The organism is Streptomyces sp. Je 1-369 (genome assembly GCF_026810505.1).
Classification (GTDB): domain Bacteria; phylum Actinomycetota; class Actinomycetes; order Streptomycetales; family Streptomycetaceae; genus Streptomyces.
In genome coordinates, this window is record NZ_CP101750.1 from 6,071,565 (window position 1) to 6,091,326 (window position 19,762).

Annotated in this window: 15 protein-coding genes; 8 read left to right on the forward strand and 7 right to left on the reverse strand. The window is 71.0% G+C overall.

Translation table 11 applies throughout. The annotated features are described in order from the left end of the window. Nucleotides 1–352 precede the first annotated feature (352 nt). Nucleotides 353–1,783, forward strand: a complete 1,431-nt coding sequence (locus NOO62_RS27695) for a cation:dicarboxylate symporter family transporter (RefSeq protein WP_268773541.1) — start codon at nucleotides 353–355, stop codon at nucleotides 1,781–1,783. A 135-nt stretch (nucleotides 1,784–1,918) separates the two neighbouring features. Here the strand turns inward: NOO62_RS27695 and NOO62_RS27700 are convergent, their stop codons facing one another. Beyond that, complete coding sequence (locus tag NOO62_RS27700) at nucleotides 1,919–2,518, reverse strand: TetR/AcrR family transcriptional regulator (protein WP_398975562.1); 600 nt, start codon at nucleotides 2,516–2,518, stop codon at nucleotides 1,919–1,921. A gap of 203 nt (nucleotides 2,519–2,721) precedes the next feature. Between NOO62_RS27700 and NOO62_RS27705 the strand changes: the two genes are divergently transcribed. Then, entirely contained in the window at nucleotides 2,722–4,401 is a 1,680-nt protein-coding gene (locus tag NOO62_RS27705) for an MFS transporter (protein ID WP_268773543.1), read from the forward strand. Between the two features lie 75 nt (nucleotides 4,402–4,476). Here NOO62_RS27705 and NOO62_RS27710 read toward each other — a convergent pair whose 3' ends face one another. Then, complete coding sequence (locus NOO62_RS27710; protein WP_268775811.1) at nucleotides 4,477–4,635, reverse strand: DUF397 domain-containing protein; 159 nt, start codon at nucleotides 4,633–4,635, stop codon at nucleotides 4,477–4,479. A gap of 290 nt (nucleotides 4,636–4,925) precedes the next feature. On the opposite strand from NOO62_RS27710, the gene NOO62_RS27715 reads away from it, so the two are divergent. After that, nucleotides 4,926–5,519 (forward strand): dihydrofolate reductase family protein, encoded by a 594-nt coding sequence (locus NOO62_RS27715; RefSeq protein ID WP_268773544.1) that lies wholly within the window; start codon nucleotides 4,926–4,928, stop codon nucleotides 5,517–5,519. On the opposite strand, the gene NOO62_RS27720 is transcribed toward NOO62_RS27715, so the two are convergent. Continuing rightward, nucleotides 5,516–6,349: an alpha/beta fold hydrolase gene (locus NOO62_RS27720; protein WP_268773545.1), complete on the reverse strand. Its 834-nt coding sequence runs from the start codon at nucleotides 6,347–6,349 to the stop codon at nucleotides 5,516–5,518. The two genes, NOO62_RS27715 and NOO62_RS27720, sit on opposite strands and share 4 nt — an antisense overlap. Nucleotides 6,350–6,435: 86 nt before the next feature. Between NOO62_RS27720 and NOO62_RS27725 the strand changes: the two genes are divergently transcribed. The 4 genes from NOO62_RS27725 to NOO62_RS27740 all read left to right on the forward strand — a co-directional run bounded on the left by NOO62_RS27725 (nucleotide 6,436) and on the right by NOO62_RS27740 (nucleotide 10,635). Next, nucleotides 6,436–7,407, forward strand: a complete 972-nt coding sequence (locus tag NOO62_RS27725; protein ID WP_268773546.1) for a MerR family transcriptional regulator — start codon at nucleotides 6,436–6,438, stop codon at nucleotides 7,405–7,407. A gap of 63 nt (nucleotides 7,408–7,470) precedes the next feature. Next, nucleotides 7,471–7,863, forward strand: coding sequence for a MerR family transcriptional regulator (locus NOO62_RS27730; RefSeq protein ID WP_268773547.1), 393 nt, complete (start codon nucleotides 7,471–7,473; stop codon nucleotides 7,861–7,863). Between the two features lie 10 nt (nucleotides 7,864–7,873). Further along, complete coding sequence (locus NOO62_RS27735; RefSeq protein ID WP_321170612.1) at nucleotides 7,874–8,224, forward strand: thioredoxin family protein; 351 nt, start codon at nucleotides 7,874–7,876, stop codon at nucleotides 8,222–8,224. Between the two features lie 164 nt (nucleotides 8,225–8,388). Continuing rightward, complete coding sequence (locus NOO62_RS27740) at nucleotides 8,389–10,635, forward strand: HelD family protein (RefSeq protein ID WP_268773548.1); 2,247 nt, start codon at nucleotides 8,389–8,391, stop codon at nucleotides 10,633–10,635. Here NOO62_RS27740 and glgB read toward each other — a convergent pair. The 4 genes from glgB to NOO62_RS27760 form a co-directional block, all read right to left on the reverse strand. Further along, the gene (glgB, locus tag NOO62_RS27745) at nucleotides 10,610–13,003 is read right to left on the reverse strand and encodes a 1,4-alpha-glucan branching enzyme (RefSeq protein ID WP_268775813.1); all 2,394 of its coding nucleotides are present in this window, start codon (nucleotides 13,001–13,003) and stop codon (nucleotides 10,610–10,612) included. The genes NOO62_RS27740 and glgB overlap by 26 nt on opposite strands. 71 nt (nucleotides 13,004–13,074) lie before the next feature. Continuing rightward, the gene (locus tag NOO62_RS27750) at nucleotides 13,075–14,514 is read right to left on the reverse strand and encodes a maltokinase N-terminal cap-like domain-containing protein (RefSeq protein ID WP_268773549.1); all 1,440 of its coding nucleotides are present in this window, start codon (nucleotides 14,512–14,514) and stop codon (nucleotides 13,075–13,077) included. Nucleotides 14,515–14,654: 140 nt separating this feature from the next. Next, complete coding sequence (gene treS / locus NOO62_RS27755) at nucleotides 14,655–16,382, reverse strand: maltose alpha-D-glucosyltransferase (RefSeq protein ID WP_268773550.1); 1,728 nt, start codon at nucleotides 16,380–16,382, stop codon at nucleotides 14,655–14,657. Then, nucleotides 16,379–18,454: an alpha-1,4-glucan--maltose-1-phosphate maltosyltransferase gene (locus tag NOO62_RS27760; protein WP_268773551.1), complete on the reverse strand. Its 2,076-nt coding sequence runs from the start codon at nucleotides 18,452–18,454 to the stop codon at nucleotides 16,379–16,381. Before NOO62_RS27760 ends, treS begins: the two co-directional genes overlap by 4 nt. A 452-nt stretch (nucleotides 18,455–18,906) precedes the next feature. Between NOO62_RS27760 and NOO62_RS27765 the strand changes: the two genes are divergently transcribed. Continuing rightward, the gene (locus NOO62_RS27765; protein ID WP_321170613.1) at nucleotides 18,907–19,740 is read left to right on the forward strand and encodes a hypothetical protein; all 834 of its coding nucleotides are present in this window, start codon (nucleotides 18,907–18,909) and stop codon (nucleotides 19,738–19,740) included. Nucleotides 19,741–19,762 lie beyond the last annotated feature (22 nt).

Consider the following 19,762-nt stretch of genomic DNA (forward strand, 5'->3'; position numbering starts at 1 on the left):
GTGCCAGTCTGCCTTCTCGTACAAGCGGTCGTATAAGCGCGAACTAAATGAACGCAAGGGTGACCGCTCCCACAGGCCGGGAGATAGTCACCGGGATCCCCGGGACGTGAGCCGTACACCGGGACGCGAGCAGGGCACCCGGGACGGGGTGCCGGTCGCGCGGGCCGAGAGCCGATCGCAGAGAACGTGAGCCGCACGTACCGAGGCAGCAAGCAGGCCGCATCGGCATCAGAGCAAGCAACACGGGCACGCAAGCCACGCAGGTACGCGAGCCGCACAGGCACGCGAGCCACGCAGGCACGCGAGCCGCACAGGCACCACAACGCCGACGACGTCGTTCAAGGAGGGCCCCGTGACCACCACGGCCGACCCACAAGCGCAGCCCGCCCCCAAGCGGGACCGCACGCACTACCTCTACATCGCCGTCATCGGCGCCGTGCTGCTCGGCATCGCCGTCGGCTTCATCTGGCCGGACTTCGCCAAGGAGCTCAAGCCGGTCGGCTCCGGCTTCGTCGACCTGATCAAGATGATGATCTCGCCGATCATCTTCTGCACGATCGTTCTCGGCGTCGGCTCCGTCCGCAAGGCCGCCAAGGTCGGCAAGGTCGGCGGCCTCGCGCTCGCCTACTTCATCGCGATGTCCGGCGTCGCGCTCGCCATCGGCCTCCTCGTCGGCAACATCCTGCACCCGGGCTCGGGCATGGACATCACCGAGTCCGAGAGGGGCGCGGGCCACAAGGCGGCCGACGAGGCGGACAAGGGCCTCGTCGACTTCGTGCTCGGCATCATCCCCAAGACCTTCGTCTCCGCCTTCACCCAGGGCGAGGTGCTCCAGACGCTCCTCGTGGCGCTGCTCGTGGGCTTCGCGCTGCAGGCCATGGGCCGCTCCGGCGAGCCCGTGCTGCGCGGCATCGAGCACATCCAGAAGCTGGTCTTCCGGGTCCTCGGCATGATCATGTGGGCCGCGCCGATCGGCGCGTTCGGTGCGATGGCCGCGGTCATCGGTGAGACCGGCCTGGACGCGCTCAAGGCGCTCGCCACGATCATGATCGGGTTCTACGTCACCTGCGTCCTGTTCATCGTCGTCGTACTCGGCACGCTCGTACGGCTGGTGACCGGCGTCAACCTGTTCAAGCTGCTCAAGTATCTGGGCCGCGAGTTCCTGCTCATCCTCTCCACCTCGTCGTCCGAGTCCGCGCTGCCGCGGCTCATCGCGAAGATGGAGCACCTGGGAGTCAGCCGCCCCGTCGTCGGCATCACGGTCCCGACCGGCTACTCCTTCAACCTCGACGGCACGATGATCTACCTGACCATGGCCTCGCTCTTCATCGCCGACGCCATGGACCAGCCGCTCGGCATCGGCGAGCAGATCTCGCTGCTGCTCTTCATGATGATCGCGTCCAAGGGCGCGGCGGGCGTCTCCGGCTCCGGCATCGCGGTCCTGGCGAGCGGCCTCCAGTCGCACAAGCCCGCGCTGGTCGACGGCGTCGGCCTGATCATCGGCGTCGACCGCTTCATGAGCGAGGCCCGCGCCCTCACCAACTTCGCGGGCAACGCGGTCGCCACGCTCCTCATCGGCACCTGGACCAAGGAGGTCGACAAGGAGCGGGTCACGGCGGTGCTCGCCGGTCAACTCCCGTTCGACGAGCGTACGTTGGTGGACGACGGGCACGGGGCGACCGCCGTGGAGGACGCCGAGGGCGCCGAGGACGACGCGCGCGGGCGCGGCGCGGACGCCGTGCCGGAGGCGCGGGACGACGGCAAGGAGCCGGTGAAGGTGTAGTTCACCGGCCCGGCCGTGTGAAGGGGCCCCCGATCCCCTCCAAGGGGGCCGCCGGCGCCGCCCGCGACGTACGAGAGCTTCCTCCTCGTACGCCGCGGGCGGCGCTTCTCGCTGTGCCGGTGGTCGGCCCGCCGGTCAGTCCAGCGCCGCGATGATCTCCCGCGCCCGCTCCGCGGGAACGCCCGCCGACATGAGGGCCGTCGACGCGGCGGCCAGGCCCGCGTCCTTCGGGTCGAGCAGGCCGTCGTTGACGGCCTCCATCAGGCCGAACAGCTGCTGTTCGTGGACGTACGCGAGCGCGGCGGGCGGCAGCGACGACGTGAACGCGCCCTGGTCGAGGCCGAGTCGCAGGACGTTCACGCACTCGTCGCGGACCGGGGCGAGGCGCTGTCTGATGCCCTCCATGGCGACGCTGCGCTGCGCGAGGCCGACGAGCAGGCGGTAGCCGTCGGCGATCTCCCAGACGGCGACCATCGAGTGGGCGAGCGACTCGGCGGGGTCGTCGGAGCGGGCGCGCCCGGAGGCGTGGGCCGCCGCGACCGCCTCGACCGCGCCGTCGATGAGGGCGCCGACCAGGGCCTCCCGGCTGGGGAAGTGGCCGTACACCGTCCTGCGCACGACGCCGGCCGCGCGGGCGATCTGGTCCATCGAGGCGTCCGGGTCGCGCAGCAGCTCGGCGAGTGCCACCTCCAGGATGCGGCGGCGGTTGGCGTCGGCTCGGCTCATGGGCTCCATTGTGCACGCGGGGCGCGGGGCCGAATTCCGTGGTTCCTGCAGATGGAACGTGTGCTGGAGTCGGCCGGTCGCATGCCTGTTTTGCACAGTCCTGTGCAGTGGCGTAAGTTGCACACTCGTGTGTAATTGCACAGTGCTGTGCAAGGTCACCGGACAAGTACGTATAAGAACCATGGAAGGGTGAGGCTTCGGTGGCTCTACTCATGAACCGACCGGTCGAGGAGATGAAGCAGCCGTACGCGCGCCGCTGGTGGGCGCTGCTCGTGCTCTGCCTGAGTCTCCTGATCATCGTGATGGCGAACACGGCGCTGACCGTCGCCGCTCCCGACATGACCAAGGACCTCGGGCTCTCCAGCTCCGACCTCCAGTGGGTCATCGACGGCTACACCGTCCCGTACGCCGCGCTGATGCTGCTGCTCGGCGCGATCGGCGACAAGTACAGCCGGCGCGGGGCGCTCGTGCTCGGCCTCGTCGTCTTCGGCGCCGGATCGGTCGCGGGCTCGCTCGTCGACAGCTCGGGCGGCGTCATCGCGGCCCGCGCAGTGATGGGCTTCGGCGCGGCGATGATCATGCCGGCCACGCTGTCGCTGCTCGCCGCGACGTTCCCGAAGGCGGAGCGGGCCAAGGCCATCGTGCTGTGGACCGCCACGGCCGGTCTCGCGATCGCGGCCGGACCGCTCGTCGCGGGCGCGCTGCTGCAGAACCACGGCTGGGCGTCGACCTTCCTGATCAACGTGCCGATCGCCGCGGTCGCCATCATCGGCGCCCTCGTCCTCGTGCCGCCGTCCAAGGCCGGGCACAGCAACCGGATCGACTACGTCGGAGGGGCGCTCTCCGTCGTCTGGACCGGCGCGCTCGTCTACATGATCATCCAGGGACCGCACTTCGGCTGGGACGCCAAGGCGATCTCGGCGGCCGTCGTCGCGGGCGTGGGCCTGCTGGCCTTCGTCGCCTGGGAGCTCCGCCACCCGCACCCGATCCTGAACGTCCGCCGCTTCCTCGACCGCCGCTTCGCGGGCTCGAACCTCGCGGTGGCGCTCTTCTTCCTCGCGGTCTTCGGCGCGTTCTACTACCTCACGCAGCACCTGCAGTTCGTCCTCGGCTACAACCCGCTGGAGACGGGCGTGCGCATGCTGCCGCTCGCGGGCGCGGTCTTCGTCGGCTCGGCGCTCACGGGCTACCTGACCCCGCGCATCGGCATGAAGATCACTGTGTCGGCGGGCATGGTCGCGGGCACGGTGGCGCTCGCGCTCCTGACGCGCGTCGACGCGTCGTCCTCGTACGGTGACTTCGTCGCCCCGCTGATCATCCTGGGCCTGGCCATCGGCCTCGCCCTGTCGCCCTGCACCGACGCGATCATGGGCGCGTTCCCCGAGTCCGAACTCGGCGTCGGCGGCGCGGTCAACGACACGTCGCTCGAGCTCGGCGGCTCGCTCGGCATCGCCATCCTCGGCTCGGTGCTCGCCAGTTCGTACTCCTCGAAGCTGGCGGACGCCGCTTCGGCGTCCGGTGCCAAGCTGCCGGACGGCACGCTGGACACCGCGCAGGACTCCGTCGGCGCGGGCTACGCGGTCGCCCAGGGCATCGGCGACAAGGCGCACGAGGTCGCGGGTCAGGCCGCGAAGGCGACCTCGCCGGAGCAGGCCGCCCAGCTGAAGGGCCAGGCCGAGCAGCTCGCACAGGGCGCCCACAAGATGGCGGACTCGGTGGGCTCCGCGTTCTCCGACGCGGTGGCGCACACGAGCCTCGTCGGCGCGGCGATCCTCGGTGTCGGCACGGTCCTCGTGGCGGTGCTGCTGCCGAGGAAGTCCGCCTCGGCTGCGGATGTTCCGGAGGGCGCCGACGTGGACGAGGGCGTACGGGAGCGGGAACCTCAGAGCTGACCGCGCGAGGGTTTCAGCGGTAGCGACGCCCCCTGCGCCGGCGATGCCGGCGTCGGGGGCGTCGTCGCGTCCCCGCTATCGGCCGTTCGGCGCGCCCGTGCGCCCGGCATGCGCCACGAATGCGGACCAGGATGACGGGTGGAGGAGCAGGGCGGGGCCCTGGGGGGTCTTGGAGTCTCGTACGGCTATGCCGCGGATGTCCGTCGGGTGGGCGACCTCTAGGCAGTTCTGGATTTACAGCTCCCGTTCCAGTCGGTGCAGGAAATCCGGTGACTCTCCGGGCGGCAATGCTGATGCTGTCATGGCGTCGAACCGGCGGCTGAATCGATCGACTTCGCGTGGTGTGTCCGAGGTGGAGACGGAGCCCCAAGCGCTGTCGGTCCGGACTCGCGGCGGGCTGGACCAGAACCCGGCGGCGCCAAACCGTTGACACCACTCCAGTTGAAGTACTACGTTCTGACCACTTCACTCGGAGTACAACAAACGACGTGGCTCGCCGCCACAGCGAAGGCCAAGGAGCCCGTATGCGAAAGCTCGTCTACTTCATCGCCGTCAGCCTCGACGGATTCATCGCCGGTCCCGACGGCGCCGACCCCACAGGGCCCGACGGCTTCTGGCCGATCGGGCAGGACTACATCCAGCACCTCGCCGAGACGTACCCCGAGACCCTGCCCGCCCCGGCCAGGGAGGCCCTCGGCGTCACCGCCGAGGGGACCCACTTCGACACGGTCCTCGAAGGCCGCAGGACCTACGGGATCGGCCTGGACGCCGGACTGACCAACGCCTATCCCCACCTCCGCCACTACGTCTTCAGCCGCACCCTCACCGAGAGCCCCGACCCGGGCGTCGAACTCGTCGCCTCCGACCCGGTGGAGAAGGTGCGGCAGCTCAAGGAGGAGGACGGAAAGGACATCTGGCTGTGCGGCGGCGGCGAACTCGCCGGGGTGCTGCGCGCCGAGATCGACCGGCTCGTCGTCAAGATCGGCCCCCTGACGCTGGGTTCGGGCACGCCCCTCTTCGCGCAGAAGACCGCGTTCGACCCGGTGCTGTACGAGCGGAGCGACGCCGTACTCCTCGACAGCGGCACGATCTTCCTGACGTACGACAAGAAGGCCTAGCCCACCGGGCCCCCGGCGGCCACACCGCTCCGCAGCCGGTGGCCCCTACCCGCCGCCGCCTCCAACAGCACCTCCACCAGCTCGTCGGGGACCGAAAGCATTGGCCAGTGACCCGTCGCCATGTCGAAGAACGTGGCGCGCGGGTCGGCCAGGTGCTGCACGAGCGGCAGGCCCGACGCCACCAGGGCCTCCAACGACGCGATGTCCATCGTGCCGCCGGTGGTGCAGAAGACGCCGGTCGTCGGAAGGGCCGCGACCGCCTCCGAGATGCGGAGCTTCTGGGCGTACGGGCCCGCCGGTGCGGGTGATGCCAGGCGCGCGAGCCGGGCCAGCGCTTCGGCGGGCACGCCTGCCAGGTTCCCGTGCGCCCGCCACTCCTCCAACGACGGCGCCGGGATCCGCCAGCCGTCCTCCGCCCGCTCCTGCTGGGCCAGAGTCCGATCCCTGGCCGGGCCGTCCGGCATCTGCTCGCGCACCTGGTCGATCATGGAGTAGCCGTCCTGGGGCATGGGGGAGTCCAGGTGGACGAGCCGCGAGATGCGGTCCGCGCGGCGGTCGGCGGCGCCCACGGCCGGGTAGATGCCGTAGCAGTAACCGACAAGAACCACCTCGGGCGCGTCCACGGAGTCGATGTGGTCGATCAGCTGCGTCACGTCCTCGATGTGCGTGTCGAGGTCGACGCCGGGGCCCGCCAGGTGACGGCGGTCGCCCAGACCCGTGAGCGTCACCGCGTGCGCCTCCGCCCCCGCCGCCCGCAGCCCCGCGGCCACGTCCCGCCACAGCCAGCCACCCGTGTATCCGCCCGACACCAGCACGAACGACGCGGTCATGGTTCCTCCTCGTACCGTCAGCCGAGCGCGGGACCGCCCCGCGCTCGCCGGTACCGTAGGAACTCCCCCTGAGGGAGGTTCAAGCCGTGTCGCCCGCCGAGAATCAACACCCGCCCGGAACGCCCGGCGACCTGTGGAGCATCGGACAGCTCGCCGAACGCGCCGGCGTCACCGTCAAGACCGTCCGCTTCTACTCCGACCGCGGCCTGCTCCCCGAAGCCACCCGCAGCGGAGGCGGCCACCGCCGCTACGGCCCCGACGCGCTCGACCGGCTCCGCCTCATCCGCTCCCTGCGCACACTCGACCTCCCCGTCCCCGACGTCGGCCGTGTCCTCGGCGAAGAGGGCGCGCTGGAGGACGTCATCGCCGGGCAGCTGAAGGAGGTCGGCTCGCGGCTCGCCGCGCTGCGCTGGCGCGAGGCCGCGCTGCAACTCCTCACCGACTGCACGCCCCAGGAGCGCGTCGAACGGCTGCGGTTGGTGGGAGCCGTGTCCACGCCGCCCGGGACGGCCGCGCTCGCCCGGTTCTGGCGGTGCTGGCTGCCCGCGCGGCTCCCGTCCCGGGTCGTCGCGGCCGTCGTCGACCGGGCGGTCCCCGTACCGCCCGACGCCCCGGCCCCCGCCCAAGTCCTCGCCTTCGCCCGGCTCCAGGACTTCGTCACCTCGCCCTGCTTCGTCTCGGGGCCGCGCGCGGGAACGGACTACGGACAACCTGAAGTGCACTCGTCCGGCAAGGGGTACCGCCCCGCCGTGCTCTACGAAGGACTCCCCGAGGCCTTCGAGCTGGCCGCCCCGGACGTACGCGCGGGCCGCGCCCCGCGCGAGGGCGAGGCCCTGGACTGCTTCGTCGCCGTCCACGCCGCGGCACTCAACCGCCGCGACACCCCCGACTTCCGCCGCGCCCTGCACCGGATGCTCGCGGCGGAACCCCGCGTCGACCGCTACTGGCAGCTGGCGGCCGAGGTGGTGACCCCGCCCGCCGAGCCCGCGCAGCCGACTCCGGGCGCCGCCGACAACTGGCTGCGGGCGGCGCTCGGTTCGTCGAACCCCCAGCTCTGACGGGACGCAGCCCTGACGGGATGCCCTGGCCTTGACGCCCACGTCAAGGATTACCGTCGATACATGCGAATCGGCGAGCTCGCGGCGCGCGCGGGGACGACCACGCGGACGCTGCGCTACTACGAGTCCCGCGGGCTGCTGCCCGCGCGGCGGACCGGCAACGGCTACCGCACGTACGACGAGGACGACGTGCGGCTCCTGGAGCAGATCAGGACGCTTCAGGACTTCGGGTTCGACCTGGAGGAGACCAGGCCCTTCGTGGAGTGTCTGCGTTCGGGGCATCCGGAGGGGGACTCCTGCCCCGCCTCGCTCGCCGTGTACCGCCGCAAGCTCACCGAACTCGACGCGTTGATCGGGGAGTTGAGCGCGGTGCGTAATCAGGTGGGGGCGCAGCTCGCGCGCGCCGAGGCGGCGATCGGGGGCGTCCCCGAGCCGCGGTGCGAACTCACGGGATGAGGGACGACGGATGAGGAGTGTGACGGCAGTGAAGGCAGCAGGCGTGGCCGAGGTGACGGACGCGGATTTCGAGGGGGAGGTGCTGCGGGAGGCGGACCGCCCCGTGCTCGTGGAGTTCACGGCGGACTGGTGCGGACCGTGCCGGCAGCTGGCGCCGGTGCTCAGTGAGCTGGCGCGCGAGGAGGCGGAGCGCCTGAAGATCGTGCAGCTGGACGTGGACCGCAGTCCGGAGACGGCGATCGCGTACAAGGTGCTCTCGGCGCCGACCATGATCGTGTTCCGTGGCGGCGAGCCGGTCCTGCAGATGGTGGGCGCGCGGGCCAAGCGGAAGCTGCTCACGGAGCTGGCCGACGTGATCTGAGACGCCGACCCCTAAAAGAAAACGCCCCGGACGAATTGACGTCCGGGGCGATTCTCTGCGTATATTGGATTCTTTCGCGAAGCTCTGCGCATTTGCTGTGACATTCAAGCGTGGCGGCTTCACGAGAAGTTCAATAAGAACACTGTAACTGGCGAGGGGCTGAATTGTCAACCGAGGAATTGCGTGAAGAGCAGCAATTCGTCTCCGGGCTGTACGCACGCCTGGACGCGCTGCGCGAGGAGGCCGAGTCCGCCGTGCAGGCGTCGTTGTCGCAGGTCGGCAACGGTCTCCAGGCGCGCCTTGAGCGGGACGTGCTGGTCGCGGAGCGGTCCGGGCTGCTCGCCGCCTTCGACGCGGGGGAGAACGGCCTGTGCTTCGGGAGGCTCGAATTCCGCGACGGCCGGGATCACCACATCGGACGCATCGGAATCCGCGCGTCCGACATCGAACGCACCCCGCTCGTGATCGATTGGCGTGCCGATGTCGCACGCCCCTTCTATCTCGCGACGGGCCACACCCCGATGGGCCTGCGCAGACGCCGGCACATCACCACCGAGGGCCGTGAGGTCACCGCCCTGCACGACGAGCTCCTCGACCTCAGCGACACGACCCGCACCGGCCACGAGGGCGCCGACGCCGACGAGGTGCTGCTCGCCGCCCTCGACTCGGCCCGCACCGGCCGCATGCACGACATCGTGCAGACCATCCAGGCCGAGCAGGACCGCATCATCCGCGCCCCGCACCGCGGCGTCCTCGTCGTCGAGGGCGGCCCGGGGACGGGCAAGACCGTCGTGGCACTGCACCGGGCCGCGTTCCTCCTCTACGCCCACCGCGAGCTGCTCGCCAAGCGCGCCGTCCTGATCGTCGGCCCCAACCCGGCGTTCCTCGGCTACATCGGCGAGGTCCTGCCCGCCCTCGGCGAGACCGGCGTGCTGCTCTCGACGGTCGGCGAGCTCTTCCCCGGCGTCACCGCGACCGGCACCGACAGCCCCGAGGCAGCCGAGGTCAAGGGCCGCGCGGAGATGGCGGACGTCCTCGCGGCGGCCGTGCGCGACCGGCAGCGGACCCCCGAGCCGGGCGAACCGATCGTCATCGAGCACGACGACGGCGACCTCATCCTGGACTGGACGATCGCCGACCAGGCCCGCGAGGCGGCCCGCGCCGCCGACGTGCCGCACAACCTCGGCCGCCCGCACTTCGCCTTCCGCGTCATCGACGAGCTGACCGCGCAACTCGCCGAGCGCATCGGCCACGACCCGTACGGCGGCCCGAACTTCCTGGGCCCCGACGACATCGCCCAGCTCGGCAAGGGCGTCGCCGCCAGCGCGGAGGTGCACGCCGCCATCGAGGAGCTGTGGCCGACGCTCACCCCGCAGCGCTTCCTCGCCGATTTCCTCGAGGAGCCGACGGGGCTTTCCGCGCGGGACGCGGACGCCGTCCGCAGGCCGTACGACGCGCCCTGGACCGCCGCCGACGTCCCGCTCCTCGACGAGGCCGCCGAACTGCTCGGCCACGACGACAGCGCCGCGCGGGCCGCTTCCGAGGCGGAGCGGGCGAAGCAGATCGCCTACGCGCAGGGCGTCCTCGACGTCTCGCGCGCCTCACGGACGTACGAGTTCGAGGACAAGGACGAGGACGACGCCGAGGTCCTGCTCGCGCACAACATCATCGACGCGGAGCGCATGGCCGAACGCCAGGAGGAGGCCGACCACCGCAGCGCCGCCGAGCGCGCGGCCGCCGACCGCACCTGGGCGTTCGGGCACATCATCGTCGACGAGGCGCAGGAGCTCTCCGCGATGGCCTGGCGGCTGCTCATGCGGCGCTGCCCGACCCGCTCCATGACGCTTGTCGGCGACCCGGCGCAGACCGCGGAGGCGGGCGGCTGCGGCTCGTGGGACAGCATCCTCGCGCCGTACGTCGAGGACCGCTGGGAGTACGCCCGGCTCGGTGTGAACTACCGCACGCCCGTGGAGATCATGGACGTGGCGGCGGAGGTGCCGCGCCAGGAGCGGCCCGACTTCATGCCGCCGAGCTCGGTGCGCTCCACGGGCGTACGTCCCTGGGCGCGCCGTACCGGCGACCTCGCCGCCTCCGTGGCCGAGGCGGTCGCCGCCGAGGCCGGGGCCGAGGGCCGCCTCGCGGTGATCGCCCCTCGCGAGCTCCATCAGGAGCTCGCCGCAGAGCTGCCCGGGGTGACGGCCGGGCAGGCCCCGGACCTGACGCGGCCGGTCGTCCTGATCGACCCGCGTCAGGCGAAGGGCCTGGAGTTCGACACGGTCCTGGTCGTGGAGCCCGCGCGGTACGGGACGAGCGACCTGTACGTGGCCCTGACCCGGGCCACGCAGCGCCTCGGCGTCCTGTACGCGCAGGAGCTGCCCGTCGCGCTCAAACAGGTCGGAGCCACACCGTAGCCAGCGGCGGCAGGGTCAGGCGCAGGGACACGGGGCGGCCGTGGGACGGGGTCGGGGCCGGCTTGAGCGGGTCGGGGTTGGTGACGTCCCCGCCGCCGAAGCGGGCCTCGTCCGTGTTCAGCACCTCCTGCCACGCGGCGAACTCGTCCGGCACGCCCAGGGGGTAGCCGTGCCGGACGACCGGTGAGAAGTTCGAGACGGAGAGGAGCGGACGGCCCTCCGACGCCGCGCCGTACCCGGCGGGGAAGCGGAGGAACGCGAAGACGTTGTCCTCGGCCGCGTCGCCGTCCACCCAGGCGAAGCCGCCGGGGTCCGTGTCGCGCTGCCACAGGGCGCCCTCGCGCCGGTAGACCGTGTTCAGCTCGCGGACCAGGTCCCGCATCCCCCGGTGGTCGGGCTCCGCGCCGTACGCCGGGTCGAGCAGCCACCAGTCCGGGCCGTGGCTCTCCGACCACTCGGCGCCCTGTGCGAACTCCTGCCCCATGAAGATGAGTTGCTTGCCGGGATGGGCCCACATGAAGCCGAGGTACGCGCGCTGGTTGGCGCGCTGCTGCCACCAGTCGCCCGGCATCTTCGACACCAGCGACCGCTTGCCGTGGACGACCTCGTCGTGGGAGATCGGCAGGACGTAGTTCTCGCTGTACGCGTACACCATCGAGAACGTCATCTCGTTGTGGTGGTACTTGCGGTGCACCGGCTCCTTGGAGACGTAGTCGAGGGAGTCGTGCATCCAGCCCATGTTCCACTTCAGGCCGAAGCCGAGGCCGCCGAAGCCGCCGGGTCCCTGGTGGTGCGTGGCCCGGGTGACGCCGTCCCAGGCCGTGGACTCCTCGGCGATGGTGACGACGCCGGGGGAGCGGCGGTAGACGGTGGCGTTCATCTCCTGGAGGAAGGCGACGGCGTCGAGGTTCTCGCGCCCGCCGTGCGCGTTCGGTGTCCACTCGCCGTCCTCGCGCGAGTAGTCGAGGTAGAGCATGGAGGCCACGGCGTCGACGCGCAGGCCGTCGATGTGGAACTCCTCGCACCAGTAACTGGCGTTGGCGACCAGGAAGTTGCGTACTTCCTTGCGGCCGTAGTCGAACTCCAGCGTCCCCCAGTCGGGGTGCGCGGAGCGGGCCGGGTCCTCGTGCTCGTACAGCGGGCGGCCGTCGAACTCGGCGAGCGCCCAGTCGTCGCGCGGGAAGTGCGCGGGCACCCAGTCCATCAGGACACCGATGCCCGCCCGGTGCAGCGCGTCGACGAGGAACTTGAAGTCGTCGGGCGTGCCGAGGCGGGCGGTCGGCGCGTAGAAGCCGGTCACCTGGTAGCCCCACGAGCCGCCGAAGGGGTGCTCGGCCACGGGCATCAGCTCGACGTGCGTGAACCCGAGGTCCGATACGTACGCGGGCAGCTGCTCGGCGAGCTGGCGGTACGTCAGACCGGGGCGCCACGACGCGAGATGGACCTCGTAGACGGAGAAGGGCGCCTCATGGACCGGCACCTCGGCCCGCCTGTCCAGCCACTCCTGGTCGTGCCACTCGTGGCGCGACTCGTGCACCACCGAGGAGTTCGCGGGCGGCGCCTCCGTGCGGCGCGCCAGCGGGTCGGCGCGCTGCGTCATCGAACCGTCGGGGCGGGTGATCTCGAACTTGTACAGCTCGCCCTCGCCCACGGACGGCACGAACAGCTCCCACACGCCGCTGCCGCCCAGCGAACGCATCGGGAAACCGACGCCGTCCCAGAAGTTGAAGCCTCCGACGATCCGCACCCCCCGCGCGTTGGGCGCCCACACCGTGAACCGCGTCCCGGTCGCGCCCTGGTGCGTCATGAGCCGCGCGCCCAGCGCCTCCCACAGCCGCTCGTGCCGCCCCTCCCCGATCAGATGCAGGTCGAACTCGCCGAGCGAAGGCAGGAACGAGTACGCGTCGTGGATCTCGAGGTCCGTGTCCTCGTACGTGACGTGGAGCCGGTAGTCCTCGGGCACGGCCCGCAGCGGGAGCACCGCGGAGAAGAAGCCGTCGCCGTCGTCGCGCAGCTCGGCACGGAGCCCGTCGGCGACGACCGCGACCCCCTTCGCGTAGGGCCGCAGCGCCCGGAAGGCCGTGCCGCCGGGCACGGAGTGCGCGCCGAGGACGCCGTGCGGGTCGTGGTGGGTCCCGCTCAGGAGCCGGACGCGGTCGCTTTCGGGGACGGGGGAGTCGGTGACAGCGGGTACGGCGGATTCGGCGGGTACGGCGGGCGTGGGGACGGAAGGCTTGGTGGCCGGGGGCTTCTTCGCGCTCCTGGTGGTCTGCGTGGTCTGCGTGGTCTTCGCGGGCTTCGCCGCCTTCGGCGTCTTCCCGGTCGCCGCACGCTTCGGGGCCGGAGTGGCCGGAGTGGCCGGTGGGATGGGAGCGGCGGCTTCGTCGGACGGTTTGCGGGGGCGCGGGGACACGGGAGAGGCCTCCTCCGGAGGGGTGGTCAGTGGGCTTCGTCGGCGGGACCGTCCGCGGCGAGGCGGCGCACCGCGGCCAGCGGGACCGGCAGCCAGTCGGGGCGGTGGCGGGCCTCGTAGAGGACTTCGTAGACCGCCTTGTCGGTCTCGTGGGCGCGCAACAGCACGGGATCCGTACGCGGGTCGCGGCCCGCCGCCTCCGCGTACCCCGCGCAGTACGCGGCCCGGCACTCCTCGGCCCACTCGGGCGACCAGGTGCCGTGGGACGCGGCGTAGTCGAAGGAGCGCAGCATGCCCGCCACGTCGCGGGCCGGCGGCTGGGGGAGGCGACGTTCCGCGAGCGGCCGCGCGGGTTCGCCCTCGAAGTCTATGAGCGACCACTCGCCGTCCGGGGAGCGCAGGCACTGGCCGAGGTGCAGGTCGCCGTGGACGCGCTGGGCCGTCCACGCCTGCCCCTCACCGCCGAGGTCGGCCAGCGCCTCGTAGGCGGTGAGCAGCCCGGGGGCGTAGGGCCGCAGTGCGGGGACCGCCTGCGCCGCGGCGGTGAGGCGCTCCGCCATGGCGTCGGCGACCAGCTCCACCTGTGCCCGGCCCAGCGTGACGGTCGGCAGCGCGGCGGCGAGGGCCGCGTGGACCTCCGCGGTGGCGCGGCCGAGGGCTCGCGCCTCGCCGGTGAAGGACTCACCCTTGTCACGCATCCGCAGGGCGAGCTCCCAGCCGTCGTCGGCCCCGGCCAGATACGGCTGGAGCACCCCGAGGTGGCAGCTCTCCTCCGGCGCGGACGCCCCCGGATCCAGGTCGGCGAGGAACCACGCGGCGGGCGCGGGCACCCGGGCGCAGCCCTCCGCGGCGAGCCGCAGCGGCAGTTCGAGGTCGGGGTTGAGACCGGGTACGACGCGGCGGAACAGCTTGAGGATGAGCGTATCGCCGTACACGAGCGAGGAGTTGGACTGTTCGGAGGTGAGCAGGCGCGGGGCGAGGCCGGAGGGGATGTCGACGCCCATGTCGCGCTCGAAGCGGAGGACTCCGTGCCGTCCGGGTATTCGGAGCCGTTCCAGGAGGAGTCCGGTGAGCCGCGGGTCGTGCAGCGCGTCGTACACGGTGTGGCCCCTGAGCGGGCCTTCGGTGATGTGCCCGATCATCGCGTGGGCCAGGTGCGGGGGCAGCGTGCGGCGCACGCCGAGCAGCAACTGGTAGCAGTCGGTGAGGTGTTCGGCGAGGGATCCGTCGAGTCCGGCGTCCTGTGGGGGCGCCGGCGGCCGACGGACCCGGACGAGGAGGTGCAGCAGGCCTGATGGTGAGCTGCGCGGCAGGAGCTCGGTCACCGACACCGCTTCAAGGGCGGTGACGGGACGGCCCTGCCCGGCGAACCACCGCTGCCGGGGCAGCCATGCGCGCAGCAGCGGGTCGAGCGGGGCGAGCAGCGCCGAGGCGTGCGCACCGGGGCGGATGGCGGCTTCCGACATGGCGTCGCGTCCTTTCCGCGTCGCGGACGAGGCAGGGTGCGGGAGTGCCGGTGGTGCGGATGGGGGTGCCGGTCGTTGCGTAGGAGTGCCCAGGGCGGGGCGGGGGAAACCGCCCCGCGAGGGCGTCGCGCTGCCGGAGCCTACGCCGGTTCCTTGCGCAACCGGAACCAGTAGAACCCGTGTCCCGCGAGGGTCAGGAGGTACGGCAGCTCACCGATGGCCGGAAAGCGCACGCCGCCGATGAGCTCGACGGGGTGGCGTCCCTCGAAGGTCTGGAGATCCAGTTCGGTGGGCTGGGCGAAGCGCGAGAAGTTGTGCACGCACAGCACCAGGTCGTCGCCCTCGTCCTCGTCGGTCTCGCTCGGCGGCGCTTCCCGCAGGAAGGCGAGCACCGCCGCGTTGGACGAGGGGAGTTCGGTGTACGAGCCGAGTCCGAACGCCGGGTTCTGCTTGCGGATCTCGATCATGCGGCGTGTCCAGTGGAGCAGGGAGGACGGTGACGACATGGAGGCTTCGACGTTGGTGACCTGGTAGCCGTAGACCGGGTCCATGATCGTGGGGAGGTAGAGCCGCCCGGGGTCGCAGGACGAGAATCCCGCGTTGCGGTCGGGGGTCCATTGCATGGGGGTGCGGACGGCGTCGCGGTCGCCGAGCCAGATGTTGTCGCCCATGCCGATCTCGTCGCCGTAGTAGAGGATCGGCGAGCCGGGCAGGGAGAGCAGGAGTGCGGTGAAGAGTTCGATCTGGTTGCGGTCGTTGTCCAGGAGCGGGGCGAGCCGTCGGCGGATGCCGATGTTGGCGCGCATGCGCGGGTCCTTGGCGTATTCCGCGTACATGTAGTCGCGCTCTTCGTCGGTGACCATTTCCAGGGTCAGTTCGTCGTGGTTGCGCAGGAAGATGCCCCACTGGCAGCCGGAGGGGATGGCGGGGGTCTTGGCGAGGATTTCCGAGACGGGGTAGCGGGATTCACGGCGTACGGCCATGAAGATGCGGGGCATGACGGGGAAGTGGAATGCCATGTGGCATTCGTCCCCGCCGTTCTGGAAGTCGCCGAAGTAGTCGACGACGTCCTCGGGCCACTGATTGGCCTCGGCAAGAAGAACGGTGTCCGGATAGTGGGCGTCGATCTCGGCGCGGACGCGTTGCAGGAAGGCGTGGGAGCGGGGGAGATTTTCGCAGTTGGTGCCCTCTTCGGCGAAGAGGTAGGGGACGGCGTCGAGGCGGAAGCCGTCGATGCCGAGGTCGAGCCAGAAGCGCAGGGCGGAGATGATCTCTTCCTGGACGGCGGGGTTCTCGTAGTTGAGGTCGGGCTGGTGGGAGAAGAAGCGGTGCCAGAAGTACTGCTTGCGGACGGGGTCGAAGGTCCAGTTGGAGGCTTCGGTGTCGACGAAGATGATGCGGGCGTCCTGGTACTGCTTGTCGTCGTCGGCCCAGACGTAGTAGTCGCCGTAGGGGCCTTCGGGGTCGGTGCGCGAGGCCTGGAACCACGGGTGCTGGTCGCTGGTGTGGTTCATGACGAAGTCGATGATGACGCGCATGCCGCGTTGGTGGGCGGAGTCGACGAATTCGACGAAGTCGGCGAGGTCGCCGAATTCGGGGAGGACTGCGGTGTAGTCGGAGACGTCGTATCCGCCGTCGCGCAGCGGGGATTTGAAGAAGGGCGGGAGCCAGAGGCAGTCGACGCCGAGCCATTGGAGGTAGTCGAGTTTGGCGGTGATGCCTTTGAGGTCGCCGATGCCGTCGCCGTTGCTGTCCTGGAAGGAGCGGACGAGGACTTCGTAGAAGACGGCGCGTTTGAACCATTCGGGGTCGCGGTCCTTGGCCGGTGTGTCCTCGAAGGTGTCCTGGACGGGCTCGTTGACGATCATGGTGTGGGTGACCCTCCGATCAACGGTGAGGACGGTCGCAGGACCGTGAAGAGGTGCGCGGGCGTGCGGCCGGGTTCCAGGCGCACGTAGTTGGCCCTGCCCCAGTGGTAGGTCTCGCCGGTGAGCTCGTCGCGCACCGGCACCGACTCGTGCCATTCGAGGCCGAGTTGCGGCATGTCCAACGAGACCGTCGCCTCCTGGGTGTGGTGAGGGTCGAGGTTCGCGACCACCAGAACAATGTTCGAACCGTGCTCGTCGACGGCCTTCTTCGAGTACGCGATCACCGCCTCCTGGTCCGTCTCGTGGAAGTGCAGGTCACGGAGTTGCCGCAGGGCGGGGCTCGCGCGCCGGACGCGGTTGAGCGCGGTGATCAACGGGGCGATCGTGTCGCCCCGCCGCGCGGCCGAATCCCAGTCGCGGGGCCTCAGTTGGTACTTCTCCGAGTCCAGATACTCCTCGCTCCCGCGCCGGACGGCAGTGTTCTCGCACAACTCGAAACCGCTGTAGACACCCCACGTCGGCGACAGCGTGGCGGCGAGCACGGCCCGTACCTCGAAGGCGGGGCGGCCGCCGTCCTGGAGGTAGCCGTGCAGGATGTCGGGGGTGTTCACGAAGAAGTTGGGACGCAGGAAGTGCGCGGTCTCGCGCGACAACTCGGTGAGGTATTCGGTGAGTTCGTCCTTTCCGTTACGCCATGTGAAGTAGGTGTAGGACTGCTGGAAGCCGATGGCCGCGAGAGTCCGCATCATCGCGGGCCGCGTGAACGCCTCGGCGAGGAAGATGACGTCGGGGTCGGTGCCGTTGATGTCCGCGAGCACCTGCTCCCAGAACACGACGGGCTTGGTGTGCGGGTTGTCGACGCGGAAGACACGTACGCCGTGCCCCATCCAGAACCGCAGCAGCCGTACGGTCTCCGCGACGAGCCCCGGCAGGTCCTTGTCGAAGGCGAGCGGGTAGATGTCCTGGTACTTCTTCGGCGGATTCTCGGCGTACGCGATGGCGCCGTCCGCCCTGTGATGGAACCAGTCGGGGTGCTTCTCCACCCACGGGTGGTCGGGGGAGCACTGGAGCGCGAAGTCCAGGGCGACTTCGAGGCCCAGGTCGGCGGCGCGGCGCACGAACGCGTCGAAGTCGTCGAGCGTGCCCAGATCCGGATGGACGGCGTCGTGCCCGCCCTCCGGCGAACCGATCGCCCACGGCACGCCCACGTCGTCGGGCCCCACCGACAGGGAGTTGTTGGGCCCCTTGCGGTAGGTCGTGCCGATGGGGTGGACCGGCGGCAGATAGACGACGTCGAAGCCCATCTCGGCGATGGCGGGCAGTCTTGCGGCGGCGGTGCGGAACGTGCCCGACACGGGCGGCGCGCCCTCCTCGACGACGGCGCCCTCCGACCGCGGGAAGAACTCGTACCAGGACCCGAAGAGCGCGCGCTCCCGCTCCACGAGGAGCGGCAACTCCTCGGATGGGGTCACGAGTTCGCGCAGCGGATGGCGGTCCAGGGCCGCCCGCACCTCCGGGGTGAGGGCGGCAGCAAGACGGGCCGCCGGTGAGCGGCCCGTGTCACGCAGTGCGGCGGAGGCGGCGAGGACGGCGGCGGCCAGCTCGCCGCGGGGTATGCCGGTGGCGGCGCGCTCGTGGAGCCGGGCGCCCTCCTCGAGCACCAGATCGGTGTCGATGCCCGCGGGGATCTTGATCTGCGCGTGGTGGCGCCAGGTCGTGACCGGATCGCCCCACGCCTCCACGGCGTAGGTCCACCGACCCTCGGCGTCCGGCGTCACGTCGGCGCCCCACCGGTCAGTGCCCGGCGCGAGCTCCCGCATGGGGGTCCACGGGCCGGGGCGTCCCTCGGGGTCGCGCAGCACGACGTTGGCGGCGACCGCCTCGTGTCCTTCGCGGAAAACGGTGGCGGTGACCTGGAACGTCTCTCCCGGCACCGCCTTCGCCGGTTTTCGCCCGCCGTGGACGGCGGGGCGCACGTCCAGGACGGGAATGGTGGGGTGCGTGGGTCGTGCGAGCTGTGTGGGGTGCGTGGTGCGCGTGGGCGAGCTTGGCGGGGTTGAGCCTAGAGGCATAGCTGACCGCTCCTGTCCGCTGCACGGATACGGGGGCTCGGGAAAGTTCCGCGGTGCGTGCCGGCCGGTGGGGCCGAGTGCGTACCGGGGGAGCCTTCCCACACCCTTCGGGTGGGCAATCCGGCGCTTTGTTAACTACTAGTGCGTAAGGGCGCATGCAAGACCGGCCTCGCCATGAATGGCAAGACCGGACCGAATTCGCATATGCCGTATGGCTTGTTGAACCGTACGCATACGCCCCGCGGCACGAGAGCGCGTGGCGCGACGCGGCGGAACGGAGGCCGCCGCCGACCGAGGCAGAGGTCCGAAAAACGCCGGTGTGCGACGCGCCCGTGCGGTCGGATGGGGGCATGACTGTTCATTCGGACGCCACGACCATGACGGATTCCGTGCGGGTGCTGACCGGACGGTGACGGTACGGGCCGGACGGATTGCGGAGGCGTGCCGGGGACGTGTCGGGTAAGGTCGCGCTCTTCGGCAGGCGGCAGCCGCCGGAGTACTCGAAGGCAGACGTCATGACGTACGTCGACCCCCGCCCGCCGGCGCGACCGCGGCTCGATGCCGCCCTGGAACGGCTCGCCGTCACCCTCCGCGGAGAGACCGCCCACCCCGACGAGGCGCAGTGCGACTGCCACTGGGGACCCGACGAGGACGTCGAGCTGCTGCGGGTGCCGGGCGTCGAGCTCGACCCCGAACTCCTGGCCCGCGCCTGGCAGGTCTGCGACTGGCGCGACAAGCCCGCGATGACGCGTCGCATCCTGCCCCAGCTCGCCGTGCACCTCGTGTACGGCCTGGTCGTACCGCCGCTCCACGGAATGGCGGAGGTCGGACACTTCCTGGCGAACGGCGCATGGCAGGAGTGGCCCGCCGAGCGGGCCGCGGCCGTGGAGGAGTTCCTGCGCGCCTGGTGGGCGTGGACCCTCACACAGCCGGATCCGCCCGAGCCCGCGCACGAGATCTTCGCGCTGTGCACCGAGGCGTCCGGCACGCCGGAGCCGTGGCTCGGCATATGGGAGCGCCTCACGGGACCCGTCCCCGACCGCCACCTGGCCCTCGCCGTGACGGAGTGGGAGTACGAACTGCTCGGCGACAGGAGCCCCTGGCAGGAGGGGGAGGAGGACGAGCGGAAGCGCGAGCGGCTCTCCGCCTGGCTCGTCCGTCACGCACCGGCCCGCCTCCGCGCCCACGGCGCGTCCGAGGACCTCCTGCACCGCGTACGGATCCTCGGCCTCGAACTCCACTCCCGGTGGGACGATCCGCACTGGCCCGGGCACCGTTACGCCTGAAACCGCTACGCCTGGCCCGCCC